The 20,699-nt window shown below is 34.3% G+C and carries 17 protein-coding genes and 1 tRNA gene; 8 read left to right on the top strand and 10 right to left on the bottom strand.

Annotated elements, in window-relative coordinates:
• Nucleotides 1-20: 20 nt before the first annotated feature.
• Entirely contained in the window at nt 21-869 is an 849-nt protein-coding gene (locus EG344_RS02515) for a hypothetical protein (protein WP_123908132.1), read from the bottom strand.
• A 176-nt stretch (nt 870-1,045) separates the two neighbouring features.
• On the opposite strand from EG344_RS02515, the gene EG344_RS02510 reads away from it, so the two are divergent.
• Nucleotides 1,046-1,426, top strand: a complete 381-nt coding sequence (locus EG344_RS02510; protein ID WP_123908131.1) for a VOC family protein — start codon at nt 1,046-1,048, stop codon at nt 1,424-1,426.
• Nucleotides 1,427-1,504: 78 nt separating this feature from the next.
• Here the strand turns inward: EG344_RS02510 and EG344_RS02505 are convergent, their stop codons facing one another.
• The gene (locus EG344_RS02505) at nt 1,505-2,077 is read right to left on the bottom strand and encodes a ferritin-like domain-containing protein (protein WP_123908130.1); all 573 of its coding nucleotides are present in this window, start codon (nt 2,075-2,077) and stop codon (nt 1,505-1,507) included.
• A 229-nt stretch (nt 2,078-2,306) separates the two neighbouring features.
• Here EG344_RS02505 and EG344_RS02500 point away from each other — a divergent pair, with 229 nt between their 5' ends.
• Nucleotides 2,307-2,621 (top strand): VOC family protein, encoded by a 315-nt coding sequence (locus EG344_RS02500; protein ID WP_250255204.1) that lies wholly within the window; start codon nt 2,307-2,309, stop codon nt 2,619-2,621.
• Between the two features lie 38 nt (nt 2,622-2,659).
• Here the strand turns inward: EG344_RS02500 and EG344_RS02495 are convergent, their stop codons facing one another.
• Both EG344_RS02495 and EG344_RS02490 read right to left on the bottom strand, forming a co-directional pair.
• Nucleotides 2,660-3,268, bottom strand: coding sequence for a hypothetical protein (locus tag EG344_RS02495; RefSeq protein WP_123908128.1), 609 nt, complete (start codon nt 3,266-3,268; stop codon nt 2,660-2,662).
• Between the two features lie 76 nt (nt 3,269-3,344).
• Entirely contained in the window at nt 3,345-3,635 is a 291-nt protein-coding gene (locus EG344_RS02490; RefSeq protein WP_123908127.1) for a DUF1272 domain-containing protein, read from the bottom strand.
• 78 nt (nt 3,636-3,713) lie between these two features.
• Between EG344_RS02490 and EG344_RS24490 the strand changes: the two genes are divergently transcribed.
• On the top strand, nt 3,714-3,860 hold the full coding sequence (locus tag EG344_RS24490; RefSeq protein ID WP_410493989.1) for a pentapeptide repeat-containing protein: 147 nt from the start codon (nt 3,714-3,716) through the stop codon (nt 3,858-3,860).
• A gap of 596 nt (nt 3,861-4,456) precedes the next feature.
• Here the strand turns inward: EG344_RS24490 and EG344_RS02480 are convergent.
• The 6 genes from EG344_RS02480 to EG344_RS02455 form a co-directional block, all read right to left on the bottom strand.
• Nucleotides 4,457-4,819: a hypothetical protein gene (locus EG344_RS02480; RefSeq protein WP_123908126.1), complete on the bottom strand. Its 363-nt coding sequence runs from the start codon at nt 4,817-4,819 to the stop codon at nt 4,457-4,459.
• Between the two features lie 4 nt (nt 4,820-4,823).
• Complete coding sequence (locus EG344_RS02475; protein WP_123908125.1) at nt 4,824-8,468, bottom strand: DUF6443 domain-containing protein; 3,645 nt, start codon at nt 8,466-8,468, stop codon at nt 4,824-4,826.
• Nucleotides 8,469-8,474: 6 nt separating this feature from the next.
• Complete coding sequence (locus EG344_RS02470; RefSeq protein WP_123908124.1) at nt 8,475-11,891, bottom strand: hypothetical protein; 3,417 nt, start codon at nt 11,889-11,891, stop codon at nt 8,475-8,477.
• A gap of 13 nt (nt 11,892-11,904) precedes the next feature.
• Nucleotides 11,905-13,446: a T9SS type A sorting domain-containing protein gene (locus tag EG344_RS02465; protein ID WP_123908123.1), complete on the bottom strand. Its 1,542-nt coding sequence runs from the start codon at nt 13,444-13,446 to the stop codon at nt 11,905-11,907.
• Nucleotides 13,447-14,302: 856 nt separating this feature from the next.
• Entirely contained in the window at nt 14,303-14,518 is a 216-nt protein-coding gene (locus EG344_RS02460; RefSeq protein ID WP_123908122.1) for an Arm DNA-binding domain-containing protein, read from the bottom strand.
• A gap of 292 nt (nt 14,519-14,810) precedes the next feature.
• Nucleotides 14,811-14,895: transfer RNA gene (locus EG344_RS02455), tRNA-Ser, on the bottom strand.
• A gap of 303 nt (nt 14,896-15,198) precedes the next feature.
• Here EG344_RS02455 and EG344_RS02450 point away from each other — a divergent pair.
• The 5 genes from EG344_RS02450 to EG344_RS02430 all read left to right on the top strand — a co-directional run bounded on the left by EG344_RS02450 (nt 15,199) and on the right by EG344_RS02430 (nt 20,694).
• Complete coding sequence (locus EG344_RS02450; RefSeq protein WP_123908121.1) at nt 15,199-15,783, top strand: hypothetical protein; 585 nt, start codon at nt 15,199-15,201, stop codon at nt 15,781-15,783.
• A gap of 179 nt (nt 15,784-15,962) precedes the next feature.
• Entirely contained in the window at nt 15,963-16,706 is a 744-nt protein-coding gene (locus EG344_RS02445) for a hypothetical protein (protein ID WP_123908120.1), read from the top strand.
• A gap of 63 nt (nt 16,707-16,769) precedes the next feature.
• Nucleotides 16,770-17,792: a sensor histidine kinase gene (locus EG344_RS02440; protein WP_123908119.1), complete on the top strand. Its 1,023-nt coding sequence runs from the start codon at nt 16,770-16,772 to the stop codon at nt 17,790-17,792.
• A gap of 3 nt (nt 17,793-17,795) precedes the next feature.
• Nucleotides 17,796-18,563 (top strand): LytR/AlgR family response regulator transcription factor, encoded by a 768-nt coding sequence (locus tag EG344_RS02435; RefSeq protein WP_123908118.1) that lies wholly within the window; start codon nt 17,796-17,798, stop codon nt 18,561-18,563.
• A gap of 541 nt (nt 18,564-19,104) precedes the next feature.
• Nucleotides 19,105-20,694: a sensor histidine kinase gene (locus EG344_RS02430; protein WP_228412844.1), complete on the top strand. Its 1,590-nt coding sequence runs from the start codon at nt 19,105-19,107 to the stop codon at nt 20,692-20,694.
• The last annotated feature ends 5 nt before the right edge of the window (nt 20,695-20,699 follow it).

Genomic DNA, 20,699 nt, shown 5'->3' with positions numbered 1-20,699 from the left:
TGTATATCCATTGAAAATAATTAATCCAAAATATAGATTTTCTTTTCTTTCAAATTAAAACCAAGCTTTTTGCCCAGCCAGTTGATGCTTGTTTTTCCCTCATATATTAAGCCTTCAACAAAAAGTACATTGGGTTTTTCGACTTTGGTAAAAGAGTTGGAAACGGAATGTACACTTCCTTTGTAGAACTTATTGATAATCGAAGGATTGAACTCGCTTTTCTTTTCAATAAGCTGAAGACCTTCTTTATTAATTCCTAACGTATTGATAAGACGCTCACTCAGCCAGAAAGAATCATTACCAGCACCGGAATCCAGAAGAACATTGATCTTAATATTGTTGACGTTAATATAGGTCGTGATATCCAGAGATTGGTCTGCATTGGTAGACAGTTGAATATCTACTACTTTTTTTCCGGTTAGCTTCTCTTTTGGAAACACAATTTCTTTAGTGGTATAATCTATAATGAATTCCGTATCATAAAGCATGGGAAGCGAAATAAGACCGTCAATTCCTTTTATTTCCATGTTGTGGGTAGCGTACCAGGTATCTTTAAATTTTTTACCGTTAAAAATGATCTCTTTTGATTTGAACATAGGAACTGTAAGCTGTTCTCCCGTAGCGCGGAAAGCAGTCAGGAAGTTATAGGATTCCTTTTGGTTCAGGTCTTTGGAGAAGTTGTTAAGAAAAAGATTGACACCACCTCCGGTATCAAATATAAAATTTCCTTTTTTACCTTCCACTTCAGCCTGAACAACCAGATGTCCGGATGGAAGAATATTGAGCGGCGATTTTTGTGCGAATGCCGTAACCGAGTATAGAAATACAGACGCGGTAAGGATCGGTTTTTTTAATGATTGATTGAGCATTGGTAATACAGTTATTGTTTTTAATACTATTGCTTATGAATAGATGAATGTTACAAATATAAAATAAAGTCATTGAATCTGAGCTTTTATAATCATCGATTCTTGCCATAAGACAAGCTTTCTGGAGAATCAATTGAATAGCTTTATACAATCAATTAAAACAAAAAATATCAGATATGAGTATCCAATTTGAGGCAGGGATTAATATTGCCATTAAAATTCCAAAGAATAAATACGAGAAAACCGTTGCTTTCTACAGAGATATTTTAAAGCTACCGGTAGAAGAGAAGAAGATTGATAATCCAACAGTTTCCCGAACCCACGAAGTGAAGTTTGGTAACAATATCATTTGGTTAGATTGTGTGGATAATTACACTCATTCTGAAACCTGGCTGCAACTAACGGTTCCTGATGTTGAGGAAGCAACCCAATATCTGCAATCGAACGGAGTTGAAACCTGTGACGAAATTGAAGAACTTCCGGAAAATATGCACTGGATCACAGATCCGGCGGGTACTGTTTTTAACTTGCAACAGACTCCATCTCAGAATCATTGATGAAAATTTGTCATAAGCTCATAACAAAATATCCTCCACTAAAGGAAGATATTTTGTTACCTATATGAGCAATGATGGCTATAATGCCTTGCTGTTTAATCCTATATCAGCAACCTTTGTCAGGAGCTTATCACATTTTTTTTCTTCATTAAGAGTGGCCAGGAAATTCTTAAGACATACATTTTCTTTTAAAATCTTCGCATAGGCTGCAAGAGTTCCATAAGTTGCAATCTCATAATGTTCTACCTTTTGTGCTGCTGCAATAATTCCGGCATCTCTTACAGATCCGGGCTTTGTTTCTTCCATGATACTTTTGCCTTCGTCCAATAGACCTTGCATTGCGTCACATTTTTTTGCCTGTGCCCTTTTTTTGATGGATTTAAAACACTCTTCAAGCCTTTTAACGTGTACTTGTGTTTCCATCAGGTGATTTTCAATGGCTGTTTTAAGTTTTTTGTCCGTTGCATTTTTATACATTTTGGGTAAAGCTTTTACCAGAGCCTTTTCAGCCCAATAGATATCCTTCATACCATCTTCAAATAGATCTCTCAGTTCTTTTGCTGCATTTTTCTTTGCAGGGGTTTTCACCGTTTTTTTCGTTGCGGTAGATTTAGCCGGAGTTGCTTTTTTTGTTACTGTTTTCGTTGCCATAATATTAAATTTAGTGTGATGATTATTATAGTTGCAATTCCGGTACCACTTATTGGTATGATCGAATGTTTTATATGCCATTGGCTAGATGACCGGACTCATAAAATATTATTTTCCAACAAACTATATTCGTTAAATTTATGGTCTGTATATGAAAAAATACTAATTTATATAATAAGAGGAAAATATGAGCTTAAAGATATTGTCAATTGTGTGGGGAGTACAAAATATGGATACAGCTATAGCTTTTTGGTCTGAAGCTTTGCACTATAAGCTCAAAAGAGAACCTGAGCCTGATTTTGCCATTCTGATTTCCAAGACCGGACAGGGGATTCAACTTTCATTAAAACTCACTACTTCATCGGAGCCGAAAAGGCATCATATAGATCTGATAACAGACGATCAGGCAACAGAAGTAGAACGGCTACTCAACTTAGGAGCCACACGAATGAAAGATTGGGATTATGAACAAGATGCAGACTATGTAGTTTTGCTTGATCCTGATGGTAATTCCTTTTGTGTTGTACAGGCTCCTGAATTTTAAGCATTTATTTGGTCCCGAAAGATATTAAATAGAATATTTTAATATTTTTCCAAATCAGAAAAACTTAGATTGTGAATTTTCGGCAACGCATTGATTTTGATTTTTTGAGTCTTTTTATTTAAAATTTTATCTGAACCTAGTTCTTGCTGAAATTCTAATTTAGTTTTTGCTAGTAAATCAATTTCTGTTTCGGACGTAGTATTTTTTCCATCCCAGGATACCCTTGATATTTTAATCAGTTCAAAATTATTTTGCTTCAACCTGAATTCATAACTGCTTTTCCGGTTATTAATATTGGTAAGCATTTTTAAATTTCCGTCTTCAATAATAAAATACGGAATGTTATTTCCGTTATGCTCTCTTTTTTTATAGGTGGGATATTCGCTTTCAATGATTTTGGTAGAGGATATTACGAGCTGAAGTTTTTTATCAGGTTGTGAGTGAAATATCTGTAATTTTAAGGGTCTGGTTTCATCCTTCAAATCCATTTCTACAACCACTTTGTCATTACACTTATCCTTATTCAGATCTCCTTCTTCATTTTGTACCTGAAATGTAAAATTCTCTTTATCTGCAGTTTTTTGGGAATAGGCATTCACTGTTGATAAAAGAAGAAATAAGACAATATACAGTGATGATTTTTTCATGTTTTAATCTGTAGTAATGGATTTAATTGTAGATGGTGGTGTATGCAAATGGAAGTCAATCTATGACGATTAGATTTTATCGTTCGCCTAAAGGAATGTCTATTAACCTTTCTTGTTTAATTTTGAATTCAGCTTCGTTAATTGGTTTATATACCACTTCTGAACTTACAGGATATTTTGTAAGAAGACTTTTGGGTCTTATGGGGCGCTTTTCTAATCCACCACCACAGTTCGGGCATACATTTTTAAAAATATGGTCAACGCAATCTTTACAAAAGGTACATTCAAACGTACAGATCATAGCTTCAGAGGAATCGTAAGGTAAGGGTTTCTGGCAATTTTCGCAGCAGGTTCTGATCTCTAACATGTATTTGTTGTTTTGATTATTGGTGATACGAAGTTAATTTAAATTGGGGATAGATCGTAGTATTTTGTAATATTCGGCTTGCTTATTTTGACGAATCTTAGAAAAACAATTTTTGAAAACTGTGAATTTGAAGATGCTGATTTTAGTTCTCCAGATATGAATGATCTTTGTCTTGATGGGCAACCCTTCATTAATGTGAATGTTGAGAATGCCGGATTAAAGTGAGGGGGTGTAATAAAAATATAGATTTATATTAAAACAAAGAAAAGCTAGGAATTGTTATAAAAACTGCTGATAAAGTCATAGGTTATGCATCTGTTTAGAAAGAATCAATGCAATTGATTCCATCTTTGCCTCCCCAAAAATAAAAAGCCTTAGAATTTTATTCTAAGGCTTTTTTTGCGGAGAGTGAGGGATTCGAACTTTTTAATGTAATCAATTGAAAATGAAATACTTTTCAATTATTCTTACAACGATAGGCACGAATTTGCCACAGCTCTGTTAATATTTTAATCTACAAAATCTAACAAAAAGATTTAAAGAACGTTCTAATTTGATATCACAAATATAGTAATTATTAAATAAGTGTTAGACTACGAAGCTTAAAACTTTTGAACCACCGTCACGTTATGGCATCATGATGTATTTTCATTATTTTACTTATACAACTTAGTAAGATTTCAGAAAGATCGTTACTATACCAAAACAAGCCGCCTCATCCTAAATCCACTATATACATCTTTACTTCATAATCATAGATACCCGTCGCTTGAAGTTCTTTTCCATTGTACGTATAGTTATAGTAACGTCTAACATCTGAACTATTTTGTTATGCAAATATTTTGCTTTTTCTCTAAAGTATAATAATGATTATAATTAATTGTAGTTGAATCATTTAAAATGTATTCATTTGGAGATTCGACACCGTGTTGTATTAAGTCACTAACTGGAATTATTTTTAAAGAATAGCTTTTTCCTAATTTAATTTTTTTACATTTATTAGACATATTTTCTTTAAATACTTCTATAATATCATTATTGTCAGCTATTAATACCCTAACTTCATTATTCTCTTTAAAGGAAATTATTTTTCTCTTTATATAAACAGGCTTAGAACTAACAATTACATTGTTTGTTTGGCAACTACAAATAAAGGAGAAAAATAAAAAAAATATATTTTTCATATAATTATCTTTTTAATTTTTTATCATCCGAATAAACTTTATACAAAGGTTGTGTCTGAATTTTTCCGTTAACATCTTTTTTTCCAGCAAAACCTTCATAATACTTTCTTGTCATTGTCCCAACAGTCTCAAATCTTGTCCTAGCTGATATGACTAAATTATCATATGGCATCATACTTCTTGTTTGATCATGGAATTTATCAAATATTGGGCTAGGATTTAATGCTGTTTTTATTGTAACATCTGTTTTTGTATTTAAAGATTCTTGTGTAATCAGCACATTTTCGACAACTTCATGTGTTATTCCAGTTCCTTTTTGAGTTCCTGTAAAACTTTCCGCATTTCCTAATACATCAGGATTTGTATATTGAGTTCCTGTACTAATTCCCGTTGCTGAATCATACTTAGCTCCACCAAAGGATCCTCCTGGAATCAATCCTCCATCCGGTGCTATATTATTATTATCAGCATAAATTCTAGAATCAGTATTTGGGCTATTTTTTATACCATCATATAACACCTTATCCGTATCTGATAACTTATTATAGGCGCTTTTACTTAGCCGTGCAGTATCTAATTTTCCATTGGAATCCTTAGTCATAGCAAGGCTACTATTTGCATTTAATTGCTCAAGTGCTTTATCTGCTAAATTTCCCAAAAGGTGGATGTCTTTATTTTGCATACCATCAGGATCAATAAATCTGATTGGGTTGTTGTATGCATAAGTATATGGACTCCATCTTTTCGAAGTTTCTGCCAATGGATCCACCGTACCCCATCTACCTAAATCCGGCATATAAAATCTCGCACCGTAATCATACATCCCTGTCTCCTGCAGCTCTTTGCCGTTGTACTTATAGTTTTGGTAGGTATCACGTCCAAAAAATGCATTTCCTGTATTGAGATGATTCATTCCTAAAGGATAATAATCATTGCTATCGGTTATTTCCAGAGCACCTTCGCTGTTTCTTAAGAAACTTTTTCTCACATTTCCAAGGTGATCCTTGTACTGGTAAATATACTTCTTTAAACCGTAATCATAAAAACCTTCTGCTGTTGGAAAAAAACGTAGCCCTGATGCTATCACTTTTTGTGTACTTATATTAGTAGAAAATGCCTGTATTTCCATCGCCCTATCAGTTTCCTGACTCAGTGCAAAACTTTCAGAACTACCGCCGCCAATAGGATTTCCCTTATTGACATACTGAAAACCATCCAGATAATCCGTATAAATAGGGATCATATTGCAGCCTGCAAATCCACATTCTGTAGACAGATAGTACTTTTGTAATTTACTACCATCAGCCCTATAGAGATAGGTTATTGTTGGCAATGTTGCATTTATATTTTCAATCTTATTCTGAAGGTTAAGAAAATTATAGCTGATCTTCCCTATATTTTTATCCTTCATATTGGTCATATTTCCATTGAAATCATAGATAATTGTATTTCCACCACCTTCATAGCCCGTGGGATTCTGCTGGTCATCAATAATACTGGTCAGTTTATTGCCCCCTGCTGCATATGTATATCGCAATCTGTCAATGACAGTAGCTGTTGTTCCGGTTTCTACTAACGAAGTACGATATAGATTGATAATGTTTCCATTGATATCATAATCAATAGATTCGGTATTTTCCTTACTGTTCGGATTTTGTGGATTTTGATAATAGCCTGCTGTTAATCTATTAAGTTTATCATATACATACCCATAGCGTTTTGGAGTTATAGTCGGATTAGCGCCTACATTTTCCACAGCTCTCCAGTCTACCTCTGTGATATTCCCATTAAATTTAGATTCTACATTTTTACCAGAAAATAAAGCAGGGTCCGGATTTGTAATTCCCTCTCTTTGGGTGTACTTTATTTTATAGGCAAACAACTTTCCTCCCAGATTAGGCGTAGCCATGTCGTCTTTGTTGATATCAGTAAGCCAACCTCTGATGTTGTAGACATAGTCCATACTTTGTAGATTGTTACCTACCTTTTTATTGGAAAGCTGCGATAATTCGTCATAGGTATTATCTGCCAATAATTCCTCCGGATTACTATCTACCTGGTGATAATGCTGCTTTAGCCTGTTCTGGGCATCGTATACAAAACGTTCTTTGATTATAACAGCCTGTACTCCCGAAGATTTTAGATGAACAGTATTTATCTTTAAGGGAGTTCCGACAAAGTCCAATTGAGATTCATTTCGGGTATATCCTCCCAGGTGATTAATGGAATGGGTTCCAATAATTCTTCCCTTACGGTCGTAGTAATTAAAGTTCTTAGTCCAATTATCGTTTTCAACATTTTTCAACAGACTTACTAACGCAAGTCCCTTAGTGCTTATTCCATCTGCTGTCGCATTGACATCCTGAGACAAAGTAGGTTCACCCAGAATATCTCCTGGAAAAGCTGGGGTAAAATCATATCCAGGATAGGTATCATAATAGTTGACACTTAAAAGCTGAGTAATGGTCTGAGGATAGCTGGAGGCTGTATTGTCATAATATACAGGCATTCCATTCTGCGTAAAGGTTACTGCTGAAGTCCTGGTCACCTTATTTACGATTAAGGCGTCCGCCAACACCTGTTCGACAGCTCTTCCCGCTGGTCCATAGTCCTGAGTGGAGGTATAAATTCCGGTATAGGCAATCCTTCCAAAAGAATCATATTTGGTAAAAAGCCACTGTTTATTGGCTCCCATCAAGGCGTCCTGGGTCATGATCACACGATCAGCTTTATCATACACCATGTATTCCCAGCCTTTAGCCGGAAGTTTTTTAAGCACAACCCTGTTTCTACCATCATAACGGTATTGGTAGCACATCTCATTTAAAATATTAACAGGTATCGCAGTTCCTGCCGGCACGTCATTGATAGCTATTACAGCCTTTGGAGAGATCACAAAGGCTAGCTGGTCAAAGTTATTATAGACATAGTAGGTATCTGCATTTTGCGATGTATCAAGTACTTTTCTGACCAGAATAACCTGTCCCTGACCGTTTTTAAATTCAATGGTCTGATTGCCATCTTCGTCAGTGATTATCGTTTTATACAGTTGATTGGCAGGATAGTTCACTATAGTAGCATCCAAAACAGAGGCGGTAGTTCCATTTGACCATGTTGCTGTGGCTGTAATTCTTTTTACTTCCCCCTCAAGATTTGCTTCATATTTAAATTTAACAGGTTTATTTGACCAATCATTACCCACCTGTATCTGCTGTTGGATTCTGTCTAATGGGGAATTCTCCAATATCTTTTCGGCATAAATTTTCTCAGAACCATACAAAGCAGGCTGAGTGGCATTGACCAAAGGATTGGGAACAATTGCTCCATTCAAAGTATTGGCTTGCGGAACAGGTAAATAATCTTTTACCTGTCGGCCAAATTGATCATATTCAATGTGGGTTACCACATCCCGGCCCAACGGAGAGGCTTTTACGTTTACGATTTGTTTGGGTCTTCCGAGCCCATCAAAGTATTGTACACTCTGTATCTGTCTGGCATTGGCGTCACTCTGAGTTTTTGCCTCAAGATAAGTTCTGCTATAAATATAATTCTCATTCGTTAAACCTGTAAGACCACTAGGCAATTGAACCTGTGCCTGTAGGGTAACTGCTAAAAAAAGAATTCCTATGGGGATTATTAATTTTTTCATCAATTATTAGTTTTTATAGTTGTATTTCATTTCCTTCAATACCTTTCCATTTGCATCAACTACCTTGTCAAGCCTGTTTGCTGTGTCATATAGGTATACTTCTCTGATACCAGATGGTGCTGTGATACTTCGTACCCCAACCATTGGATCATAAGTGTATGTAGTGATCTGATAATTAGGTAAATTATTCCTGAAGTTTTTGAAGGCATTTAGCAGTGTTGTTTCATCATTGTTAGCTCCTGCATTACCATCCAAATCAGAAGCATTCATAATAGAAGTTATCAATGATGATTGAATATCAGCAAGTTTTACATTTTCGATTTTAGCAATAGGCTGAGTCCCTTTGTAGCCCCAAATAATTACCGTCGAAATACCCTCCTTAGTTGTGTATTGCAGAAGATTTCCATTCGCATCATATGAATCAAATGTGGCATCTATCATCGAAGCATTATTCTGAAGATTATAAGATAACACAGAACTTGGATATACATCATTGGGGTTCTCATATTTCACTTCATTTTTATCGATTATTTTTCCTGAATCTGAAATATTCATTTTTTTTATCAAGGTGGTTTCTAATGGAAAACCTATCATATTAGCCATAACCAATTTTTGATTATTTTTATCATGCGCGTATGACAGTAATTTCTGATTTACTGACTCATCTGGAAATGTTGTTGTTTCTCTTGTTATTTGATAATGCAGAGGGTTCGTATACTGATAATTTATTTTAGTCGTAAGAGAATCTTTTTGAGATCCATATACATAATCCGTAACTTCTTTATTAAGTAGGGACTGCCTACCAACAGAAACGTAATCATTGAAATAATAGAATCTTTCAGGATTGCCTCCTATCGTAGTTACCCCTGGCGTCCCAGTCGTCCCTGAAGTAATATATGAAAGAGCCTCTGTATCACGCTCAAAAATATTGAGTGTTCTTATTCTGTTTTCATTCATTTTTGAATATTGATAAGTTTCTTTATTCACTGGAAAATAAATGTTATTATCGTTTTTATAAGTAATGGTTTTTACTAGGTTTGTTTTCTTCCAGTCAGGATAAATATATCTTGGGTATGGAACCAAAGTGTTACTGGTATATATTCTATCAACCCCCTTTTCTTCATAATAATATTCTTTTTTTCCCAGCTTAATATTTTCCTGGTCCTTATCAGATATAAATTCAGTAACCTTGTCATAAAATACTGGTGATCCATTACTATATGATATTTCCACCATTGGATTTGAACTTATGACATTCATTTCTGCTGTATAGTTAGTAGCATTTACATTAAAACGTGTATATCGTTTATAATAATTTTCAAATTCAAATGGATTTGTAAGTATTTTACCTATTCCAATACTATTAATTTGTTTTGATCCATACTTATAGGTTTTTTGGGCTAATACTGTATTGTTACTGTCCATATTTAGGATTTTTTTCACCCTTAAACCTCCAGCCACTTTAGGTACAATGTTTTCAGAGGGAACAGGTGCATAATATTTATATCTGCCAGAAACCGAAATAAAAGGGCTGTTACACGGGCTTCCAGGTGAAGGACCAGTTGCATTCTTTGTATCCAAATCGATTTTAATGTGAGAACCCTGATGAATAACAAAAGTAAATGTTTCGGTTTTTATATTACTTGATCCAGTTGGACCGTGTGTTACTGTTTTGGTCAGCCCGTCAACTTCAATAGTGGCTGTTAGTGGCTGGCCTAAACTATAATGACCGGATAGCATAATATCAAATGTTATAACCCCAAAAGCCTGTGTTGTAATATTATATTCCTTTATAGTATGGGGTGATTCTTCAGGACCAAATTCTATGCATGTAGCAGCGCTCTTTAATGCATATGCACCTGCAGCTCCATCAAAAACCTCTAAAGAGGAACCTTGTTCTTTGGTCAAAAAGAAGTTAGGTTCATACTCATATGTAGTCGAACCACCTGTAGGATAAATAATTTTATTAAGAACCCCTGATTTCATGAAGTAAAATTCAGCCTGACGATTTTCATTTGTCAATGTCCCGGCATTTACTACATTGTCAAACAATACAGTAGGCAGTAGAGTAGTATTGCTATTTTTTCCATTGTAATATCCCCAAAAATCGATTCCATAAGTAGATTCCCTTGCAGGTAAAGGTGTGGAATAATCATATCCAAATTGATATTGGTTTACAAAAGTGTTTTGTCGATCATAAAATTTTACAGCATTTAGCTTAAGACTCTTTTTATAATATTCTTGAAATAGGTAGTTTATGTCTGCAATTTTGGGCCTTTCAAAATAATCGTTATTCTCAAAAGTAACTTTCTGAATCATTCTATTTTGAAGGTCATATACCACTAATCCCGAAATACGTGGAGATTTGTTACTGAGAGGATGGATATCCAGGCGGTCATCATTCATTAAAAACTGTACATAACCATCTCTGTATTTAATTTTACTTATAACATACGCATCTACTTCTGTGTCTAAATACTGCTTTCCGTAGCCTCCTTGATGATTGGGATCCATCGCTATTACGTTTGTTTTACTTTCTGAGGCAAGTGTAAAATAGTTCTTAGATCTATATTTATTATATTCAATTTGAATGGTATCTTTTTTATCCGCAGAAATAATGGCCGTCAATTGCCACGATGAGTCATAGAAGCCAGGTTGTACATCATAAGTTGTCCCGGAATTTGATTTATCAATACGAATTTTGGTGTCATACACCATTTCAGTTTTAAGATTATTCTTAAAATCTTTTCCAAACCTGTATGTGTTTCCATTTTCATCCGTGATATTCATTAATGCACCTAATAAGTCTATATCCAATTTATGAGGATTTAATTCACTGCTAACAAATTGTCCGCTATTGTTTAAGCAGAATGAACCAGAAAGACCTAAATTAGTTACAATATTGAAAAAATCGGGAGATGTATCTTTGTGCAATATGTTTGGACCTTCTTCCATTACGTTGGCGCTGTTATTGTAATAGCTCTTAATCGTTGGATTATTTCCAATTATTCCTGCTCCTGAAATTAGAGGTTGGTCAATATCATTGTAAACAGGGATATTATTACCTACTGCTAAAAATCCATTACCTGGTTTGTCATCAGGAACATCTCTTAGGTTTCGTTGTATCATTCCTCCTGCATTTAAAACCCATCCTAACCCCACTGTCGATGATTCCTGATTTACTTTTATACCGCTAGCATGATAGGATATTGAAATGGGAAAGGACAATTTTCCACTTTTGATGGTGTACAATGGGATATCTATTCTCGGCACTCCAGTTGAAGGATCAATGGGATAGTTACCATACATTCCTAAGTTATATGCATTGGGAGATTGTACCTTTGGAATGTAGGGTATTAAATAACTTTGTGAAAAGATTACAGAATGTATAAGCAATACTGTAATCAATAATATATTTTTCATTTCTAATCTTTGTCTATTTTTTTATCAGCTTTGCATTTGCTGTTTTATTATTGTCAGTTTTTATGGTCACCAGATAAGCACCTTGTACAAGAGTTTGTGTATTAATTTTAGTAACAGGATTTTTTGTTTTTAGATTCTGAAGCTGCCTTCCACTCATATCATATAAAAAAATATCAGCTTCTTTAAATTCAAAGCCGATTTCCACATAGGCATAGTCAGATACTGGATTAGGGTAGATCTTGATATCATATTTCTCGACAAGGTCTTTGACCTGTTTATCTCCAAGTTTGACAATTTTCCAGTTTTCTTTGCCTAATTCTTCAGCACTTGTTCCGGCAAGAATAATAGAGCCATCTTTATTTAATTTAAGATCTGAAAGTCTTTCCTCTCTTTTTCTGGATTCTCCTTTGACATGTTTTCTCCACTGCTCATTTCCATTACCATCAAGGTATAACATCCAGAAAGTCTCATCATCAGTTTCAATTCTTCCTTCAGCCTGGGTATATCCGCCTAATAAAATTCCTTTTGATGATTTGTCATCAGAAGAATGAATGATATTCATTCCCATCAAAACATCACGGTTTTTGAAACTGTAAGACTTTTGCCATTGCTCTTCACCTCGTTCGTTTAAGGAAATAAACCAAAGATCAGTTCCTTCTTCCAGGTCAACAGACTTATTTCCAGATTGTTCTGATCTGGATTCTCCACCAATGACAAAACCATTTGGGGTTAAAGCCAGGGTTCTAATATGATCATCATCTTTTCCTCCGAAATTCTTTTCCCACTCAATCTTATTGTCCTTAGACAATTTTACAATCCAGTAATCACCCTCACCATAATTTTCGGTTTTCTTGGATCCGTTAGCAGTGCTTCTGGAATAGATGCCGAGTAAAACGCCACCATCTCTGGTAGGAATCATTTTCTCCACTTCGTCAAGTCCTTTGCCTCCTAATATCAATTGAGAAAGTTCTTTGCCGTCTTTGTCCAATCTTATAATCCATGCATCTTTAGATCCGTAACCCTTAGGTGCATTCTGAACATTTCCAGCAACAAAAAATCCAAGATCTGTAGATTGAATTACGGCTCTAGCTTGTTCATCAGAGGGACTTCCCAAGCTTTTTTGCCATAGTTCGTCCCCAAATTCATTAAGTCTGATAAGCCAGATGTCAGATCCACCTTTGGAATCATCTTTTTTATCAATACCTTTTTGTGAATAAGAAGTCCCGGCAACCAAAAAACCTCCTTCCTGAGTGGCAACAGTGGCAGCTAAGTAATCATGTTTATTTCCTGAGAAATATTTTTCCCATAGTTGTTCTCCCTGCTGGTTCAATTTAACCAGATGAAGGTCATATCCATTATTTGATTTACCTTGTTCAGCTATCCTAGACGACTGTATTGAACTTCCGGAAATCAAATACTGTCCGTCTATCGTTGTGGTAACCTGATTAAGAAAATCCTGAGTGGAGGATTTGATGTCTTTTTGCCAAAGGACTTCCTGTCCCTGCAATTGAAGGGTCATACTGAGAAATGATACCCAGAGTAAATGTTTTTTCATAGTTAGTTTATCGGTTGATAATATCAACGCATTAAGTTGTTTACTTTTTGAAGAGGCAACAAAAATAAATAGGTTGAGCGACAGATCTCGTCGTATTATATATTTTAAATTTTAGGATTGTATAAGAAAAATCAGGGAATAAATCTTAATAATAATGCTTAATGCAGATCTTGAGGAGTAATTACGAATATTAGTCACAGGTTATTGTTTTTCGACAGCTAATCTATAAAAAAAAACAAACAAGTCAATTCATTATTTTATTCCAATATTTATCAATGTCATAATTATTATGCATAATACTTGTAAAATAATGATAAAATAAATTTGTCATGATATTATTATTGCAAAATTCACGTAGATTAAGTAACCTTAGTTATTAGGCTAACTAGTAAAAAAGATCTGTAAAGCAAAATAAATTTTACACCATTCAGAGAATTAATTAAGCTTAATTACTGACATTCAAATTATTTGTTTTAATTTTAACATAATGAATACAAGCAAATCACAATTAACTAGATCTGATGGAAGCGCCATATACCTTGGAATTAAGTATAAGCGGCCCATTAAAAGGGCCTAGCCACCTACCTGACTGGTGTAAATATGAATTGTCATTTGCCGATGAAAAGAAAAACTACGTATCAGAAAATGTGCATCTTTCTAGCCAGAGGGTAATCAATAAGCCATTTTTTATTGACCTAGCGCATCTTAAAGTATCAAAACCTGCTTATATTCCTTTCAACATTCCCCGTAAGCGCCATTTGTTTTTATTTTTTATGTTTAAAGGGAATCTCCTTTACTGCACAGCTAACAATAAGCCTATTATAAAAACACAATCCAACACTTTTTTAATGGCCTACTATGATTCCAGGAAAGTATTGAGTGTTTTGGCATCTTCTTTCGTCCCAATAGCTTTGCCTTCCTTTTGATCCCACCTGTCGGGATACCATTTTCTTTTGGTAGAGGTTTCTTTTGGAATACCATCGACTGTTATCCGCACATAAATGTGGCGAATCTTTTCATTTTTCGAGCTCTTTAAAAAGAAGGTGAGCCCATAGCTTTGTTCGACTAACATAATTCAACATTTTTAAGGGTTAAATGTCAAGCTAAAAGTCATTCAAATTAAGATGTTTAGATTTGCAACACGTTCATTATAAATTAATTAAAAGTGTTTTTATGGTGTTTTGTATTCTATTTTTGTGGCAATTTGTCATGTATTTAAAAATTGCCACATAATTGCCACAAACTTTTGGAGTATTTTTGGAAATTACAGCATTTGCTATAACAAAAAAATCCTGCAAATCATTGATTTTGCAGGATTTATCTATTTTTTGATGCTTTTTGAAAACTTTCGTTTTCACATCTTGCGGAGAGTGAGGGATTCGAACCCCCGGACCTGTTACAGTCAACAGTTTTCAAGACTGCCGCAATCGACCACTCTGCCAACTCTCCTTCAACTCCGATTGTATCGTTGTTTTCAGTGGTGCAAATATAGGACGATTTTTAATTCCCACAAAACTTTTTTCATACAAATTTTAACAAAACTTAATAATCAACTAAAAATCAGAATAGTTATTTTTGTTAATTCCTATAAAATGATTCTGCTAATTCTTTATTTGCTCCTGTTTATCCGGTTTTGAGAGGAAATGATTCTGTATTTTGAGAGAAAAAACATAAGAAATAGAATTTGATCTAAGAGTTTTCATTTGGTGTATTTTTTGCAATGCCTGTGGGACTAAAAAAAATTAATTATTTATGAAATTATCTTATCTGGGAGCAGGTATTTTAAGTGTTGCACTCACATGTACTTTAGGATCTAATCTTGTTTTTGCCAGTCAGCCATTGGAAAAAGAGATAGAAATGATACAGAATGATTCTGATTCTATAAAAGTTGAGAAACTGGCTAAAGATCTGAAGAAACTGAAACCTATCAGTTCAAATGATTTTAAAAGTAAATTTAAAAAAGAAATTAACGGATTTAAGCTTACTGAAGTTACTGCTTTTGAAGACAAAGAAACGGGTTCTTATGCTACGGCAAATTATGCAAAAGGATCTCAAAGTGTTTATTTAATGGTAACAGATGGTGCCGGAGCCGGAGCAGAGCAGGTTAAAGGAAGTCTTTTAAGTTATCTTGAACTCAAATCAATTGAAGAGCCAGGTGATAAAACCAACATTAAAAATTATAAAGGCTGGTTCGTTTACTTTGACCACAGTATGTATGAAAATGATAAAATGACAAGTATTCAATATTTGGAAGGAAACAGATATGGAGTAGTGGCTTCCGGGGATAATATCTCCCTTGAAGAACTGAAAAATCTTTTAGATAACGTTAATCTGTAAACCATTCTAACAATAAAACAAAGCTCCGATGTATGAAAATAAGTCGGAGCTTTTTATTTATTCCCTAAATTCCTTTATTCATTTCTTTATTTCATTGGTTCATTGTTTTTTCATTGTGTAAGCTGTGTGGTTGCAATAGCTTTGATTTATTAAAACAAAAACAATAGCAATATACTATCATGAACCGAGAATTAATTTTTTTAAGAACATTTGCTTTTACAGCAGCCATTGGAATCATTTTCTTAACCGCTTCAGCTTTCAAAGCAGATGGGCATCAGAAATTTGCAGAAATTGATGTGGAAAGAATCAACGTGGTGGAAAAAGACGGAACTGTAAAAATGATTATTACCAATGTAGACCGATTTCCAACAGGAGAAGAAAAAGTAAATGGAAGTGCTCCCAATACAACAAGGAAGAAGCGTTCCGGAATGCTTTTCTTCAATGAAGAAGGAATTGAATGTGGTGGTTTTATTTATGATGGACAGAAAAATAAAAACGGGCACAGCTCAGGATTATCTCTCACTTATGATCAATATGATGGAGATCAGGTGATGCAATTGTTGACACAGGATTATAAGAAAGGTGATAAAAGAGTAGTATCCAGCGGGCTTTATTTCAATGATCGCCCTTCAAAGGAATCTCAAATTAGAACAGGCGAAATTATGCAAGAGCTGGATAAGCTGGAAAATAATCCTGAAGCTTTTCAGAAAAAATATAAAGAATATGAGAGTCAGGAACTCATTGGAGGAGCGCCTCGTATGATGTTGGGAAAGACGAAAGATGAAAATAATGGACTGTTTTTATTTGATAACAAAGGATTGCCGCGTGCCAGATTCTGTGTAGATAAAAATAATGAAGCCAAGCTGGATTTTATGGATGATAAAGGAAATATTACCGCTTCATTTCCGGAAAAGAAAAAATAATGAGTAAGAATCAGCCCTGTAAAAAATATAGGGCTATTTTTGTGAAAGATAACTGATAGCTGTATGAAAAACATTTCAAAACAAATTCATCAAAACAGATACTTTCTGCTGTTTGTTCTTTTGTTTGCCTATGTACAGTCTATTCATGTACGGATTGCTATCAGAGGAACGCTGAATCAATATATTTTTACACCTGAAGCGGCTGTCGCTAACTTTGTGAGTGCTTGTATCCTGTTTTTTGTGATTGATTTCTTTATTAAAAACTGGCAGAGGTCATCTACTTTCAAGATAAAAGAAATTCTTAAGATATTCAGTTCCTCACTCCTCGTTTACCTTTTGGTGATGAAAATGGTAGGTTTTCTGATTGCACTGGTATTTGGAACTGTTGAGAGAAACTTTAACAGGGAAACACTTATTTTTTCCATCTTTTCTGATCTGATAGACGGATTTATCTATGGAAGTTTTTTTCTGGCTTATCATTATTATAAAAAGAATGTGGTGTACCAGAAACAGCTGTTATTGTATGAGCATGCGTTGTCCGAAAATAAGATCAATCAGCTGAAGACCCAGCTTAATCCTCATTTTCTGTTCAATAACCTTAATATTTTGGATCAGTTGATAGAAGAAGATAAGCATAAGGCTTCCGATTTTCTAAATGAATTTGCAGAAATCTACCGGTATGTTTTGGAGGCTTCTGATAAAAAGCTAGTTTCAATAAAGGAAGAATTGGCTTTCGTTGAAAAATATTTTAACCTGATATGGTACAAATATGAAAATGCCTATGCATTGCAAATAGATCATGAAAATATAGCAGGAAATATAGTTCCGCTTTCTCTGCAGATATTGTTGGAAAATGCAGTTAAGCATAATCTGGGAAGTCAATCTAATCCTGTTCTTATTACTATTTCTGTAAGAAATGGTATCACTGTAACTAACAATATAATTCCTAAACGAAGCGTCAAAAGGATCTCAGGAAGAGCTTTGAATAACCTTAAAGAACAATACTTGGTACTGACCGATCAAAAATTGGAGATTGTAAAAACAGAAACAGAATTCACGGCTATAATTCCTATAATCCCGGAATAAAATATGATAAAAGTTGTTATTATTGAAGATGAAATCCCTGCCAGAAATAAATTAAAGCGCTTTATCAGTGAGTTGGAGTTGCCAGTGGAGCTGGTCGCTGAAATTGATACGGTAGAAGCAGCCGTGGAGGTCCTGAAAAATTCAGCAATGGATCTGATTTTTTCAGATATTGAGCTTTTGGATGGAAATGCTTTTGAGATCTATGATCAGATCAGTATTACCTGCCCGATTATTTTTATCACAGCATACGATCAGTTCTGGATGAACGCGTTTGAAAGCAACGGGATTGAATATCTCTTAAAACCCTTTACTCAGGACCGTTTTAAAAAAGCGTGGGATAAATTCTTAATGTTTAAAAAATCAGATTTTAAAGAAAATGAGGTACTGACTAAGCTTCAACAGCTACTAAGCAATAATCAACTGGAGAAAGAGTCTAAAAAACGTTTTACAGTCAACTCTCATGGGGGGATTTACTTTCTGAATACGAAAGATATTGTCTTTTTTGAAGCGGATGAGGGGATTATCTTCGCTGTTGATATATTCGGTAAGAAGCATTTACTGAATGAATCTACGTTGAAGGATATAGAAGCACTTCTCAATCCCTCAGAATTTTTCAGAATCAACCGCAGTCAGCTTGTCCACAAACAACATGTTGAAAGAGTGGAACGGTATAATAAGAATACATTGGCTATCCAGATGAAAGGATTTCAAAATCATCTGATTACAAGCCAGGGAAATTCTGCAGCTTTTCGTAAATGGGCTGAGGAGTAATAAGATGCTGGTGAGAAAGATTCTACGTTGTTGAATGTCGTATGAAAAGATGAAATTCAAACCCCTTTAATAATCCTAAATTATTAAAAATTCTGTCCATTATTTGTAGGTCCCAATCCCTATGAAAACATCTCTCAAAATATTTTTGATAGGGGTGTTTTTTTTACATCTATTCTAAAAAAAATAATTACATTAATGAAAAGCTTAGGTTTTATAGGCTTTTTGATGTAAATTAGATCTTGAATTGCCTGTTTTTATCAGAAATTTTATATTATTAAGTAGACGAAAATTAATTTAACTTTGCTAATTGAACAATATATGATGATTATTAAGTTTTTATTAATAATATTATATTGTTTAAGACTAATAAAAGAGGCTTAAGAAAAACAGAAGGTTAATTTACCTGGCAGTAGATATGAAATATAAATTCTTAAATTTTAAATTGAGGAAGGTTGTTCATTACTCGTTGATTATATGTATCTTGTTAATACAGGTAATTATAGGAGTATTTTTTTACAATGAGTTTGTAAATGAGAAAAAGTTGCAGTTTATCAAGACGCAGCTGGAGGAAAGCAGGGCTCTGGGTGGACTAACCGATAATTCAAGAAAAGATTTCATAGATGCACAGAAGCATCTTCAAAGATACATGGTGAGCCAGGATAATAAGGATCTGCAGCTTTATTTTGAATCATTGAGGAAGCTTAAAAAGAATTTTGATAAGATTGGGGAGTATGAAAATACAAGCCCAAGATTGAAAAAGACCCTGGCCCAGAAGAAAATGGATACCCTGAAGGTAACTAAGCTGAAATCCCTTATAGATTCTGTATACGAAACTTCTTTGAAGCCCCCTACAAAAATTGAGGATAAGCAGTATGAGCCGGCAAAATATAAGAATGACTTTGAAAATCTCAATGTTCAGACCCATACCTATGCTGATACGATCAAGAAGAAAGGTTTCATGGGGCGTTTGAAAGATGCTATCACAGGAAAAGTAAATATTCAGAAAGAAAGTACAGTTATTACTTTAACGAATAATAAAACCATAGACATTTCCAATGTAAAGACTGAAATGGATAAGGCTTTAAAGTCGATGGATAAACATTATGCAGCGGAAGTAAAGAAAGCGCAGCAATATGCGATCAAAAATCAGCATGAAAATATACAGTTTTACAGCAATTTCAGTAAACTATTGGTATACAGTAATAGTTTGATTGATGTGTATGAAAATGCCATTAAAGATTTCAAATCTGAACTTGAAAAAGAATATACCAAGCAAAGCTCCGACAATAATAAAATCAGAAGATATCTTGTGCTTGGGCTAATGGTTTTAATGTTCATTGTATCCATTCTGATTATGTACTTTACAAGGGTTGCCTTCATCTATGAAAGGAAACTTGATGCTGCCAATAAAGAAATTAAAAATAATCTGAATTTCAAGAACAGAATATTGGGGATGCTAAGCCACGATTTAAGATCTCCGCTGAAGATCATTAATATTTTTATTGATAAGATTTACAGATCAACAAGTGATGAGACAATCAAAGATTATCTAAAGTCGATTAAATTTACCAACAGCACGCTGCTTCTGCAATCTAACCAGATCCTGGAGTACACAAAGAATCAGGATGCCGAGAAGAAACTGATTAAGTCTGTCTTTAATCTTAAAGAGGAAATCGGTTCTATTGTAAAGGTTATTTCTCCTTATCTGGAAACCCGGAACAATAAGTTTGCCGTAACAGACAGAATTCCTGAAGGAGTTGTTGTATTTTCAGACAATATCAGAATTAACCAGATTTTTATGAATATTCTGGGCAATGCGAATAAGTATACAGAAAACGGGAAGGTAGATCTTGTCATGACGACGGAACCTTTAGGAAATGATAAAATTACCTTGATTACAACAGTAGGAGATACCGGAGTAGGAATCTCGGAATCTGATCTGAAAAAGATTTTTGATCCTTATTATCAGGGAACCGTTTCAGATGAGGTAGATAATCTAGGTGTAGGATTAGGGCTGAACCTTGTTAAGGAAATTGTAGAATTGTTTGATGGAGAGATTTCGGTTTCCAGTAAGTTACATAAAGGAACGCAGGTGACATTCAGAATCAATTTAAATATCAATAATAAATAATGGAA

The organism is Chryseobacterium sp. G0162, from assembly GCF_003815715.1.
GTDB lineage: Bacteria > Bacteroidota > Bacteroidia > Flavobacteriales > Weeksellaceae > Chryseobacterium.
Note: the sequence above shows the minus strand (reverse complement) of the source record. Positions and strands in the feature narration are given on the sequence as shown.

Bases quoted from the DNA above. Each gene is read 5' to 3' on its own strand.
- EG344_RS02515 (WP_123908132.1), bottom strand. From the start codon at position 869: ATGCTCAATCAATCATTAAAAAAACCGATCCTTACCGCGTCTGTATTT.
- EG344_RS02510 (WP_123908131.1), top strand. From the start codon at position 1,046: ATGAGTATCCAATTTGAGGCAGGGATTAATATTGCCATTAAAATTCCA.
- EG344_RS02505 (WP_123908130.1), bottom strand. From the start codon at position 2,077: ATGGCAACGAAAACAGTAACAAAAAAAGCAACTCCGGCTAAATCTACC.
- EG344_RS02500 (WP_250255204.1), top strand. From the start codon at position 2,307: ATGGATACAGCTATAGCTTTTTGGTCTGAAGCTTTGCACTATAAGCTC.
- EG344_RS02495 (WP_123908128.1), bottom strand. From the start codon at position 3,268: ATGAAAAAATCATCACTGTATATTGTCTTATTTCTTCTTTTATCAACA.
- EG344_RS02490 (WP_123908127.1), bottom strand. From the start codon at position 3,635: ATGTTAGAGATCAGAACCTGCTGCGAAAATTGCCAGAAACCCTTACCT.
- EG344_RS02480 (WP_123908126.1), bottom strand. From the start codon at position 4,819: ATGAAAAATATATTTTTTTTATTTTTCTCCTTTATTTGTAGTTGCCAA.
- EG344_RS02475 (WP_123908125.1), bottom strand. From the start codon at position 8,468: ATGAAAAAATTAATAATCCCCATAGGAATTCTTTTTTTAGCAGTTACC.
- EG344_RS02470 (WP_123908124.1), bottom strand. From the start codon at position 11,891: ATGAAAAATATATTATTGATTACAGTATTGCTTATACATTCTGTAATC.
- EG344_RS02465 (WP_123908123.1), bottom strand. From the start codon at position 13,446: ATGAAAAAACATTTACTCTGGGTATCATTTCTCAGTATGACCCTTCAA.
- EG344_RS02460 (WP_123908122.1), bottom strand. From the start codon at position 14,518: ATGTTAGTCGAACAAAGCTATGGGCTCACCTTCTTTTTAAAGAGCTCG.
- EG344_RS02450 (WP_123908121.1), top strand. From the start codon at position 15,199: ATGAAATTATCTTATCTGGGAGCAGGTATTTTAAGTGTTGCACTCACA.
- EG344_RS02445 (WP_123908120.1), top strand. From the start codon at position 15,963: ATGAACCGAGAATTAATTTTTTTAAGAACATTTGCTTTTACAGCAGCC.
- EG344_RS02440 (WP_123908119.1), top strand. From the start codon at position 16,770: ATGAAAAACATTTCAAAACAAATTCATCAAAACAGATACTTTCTGCTG.
- EG344_RS02435 (WP_123908118.1), top strand. From the start codon at position 17,796: ATGATAAAAGTTGTTATTATTGAAGATGAAATCCCTGCCAGAAATAAA.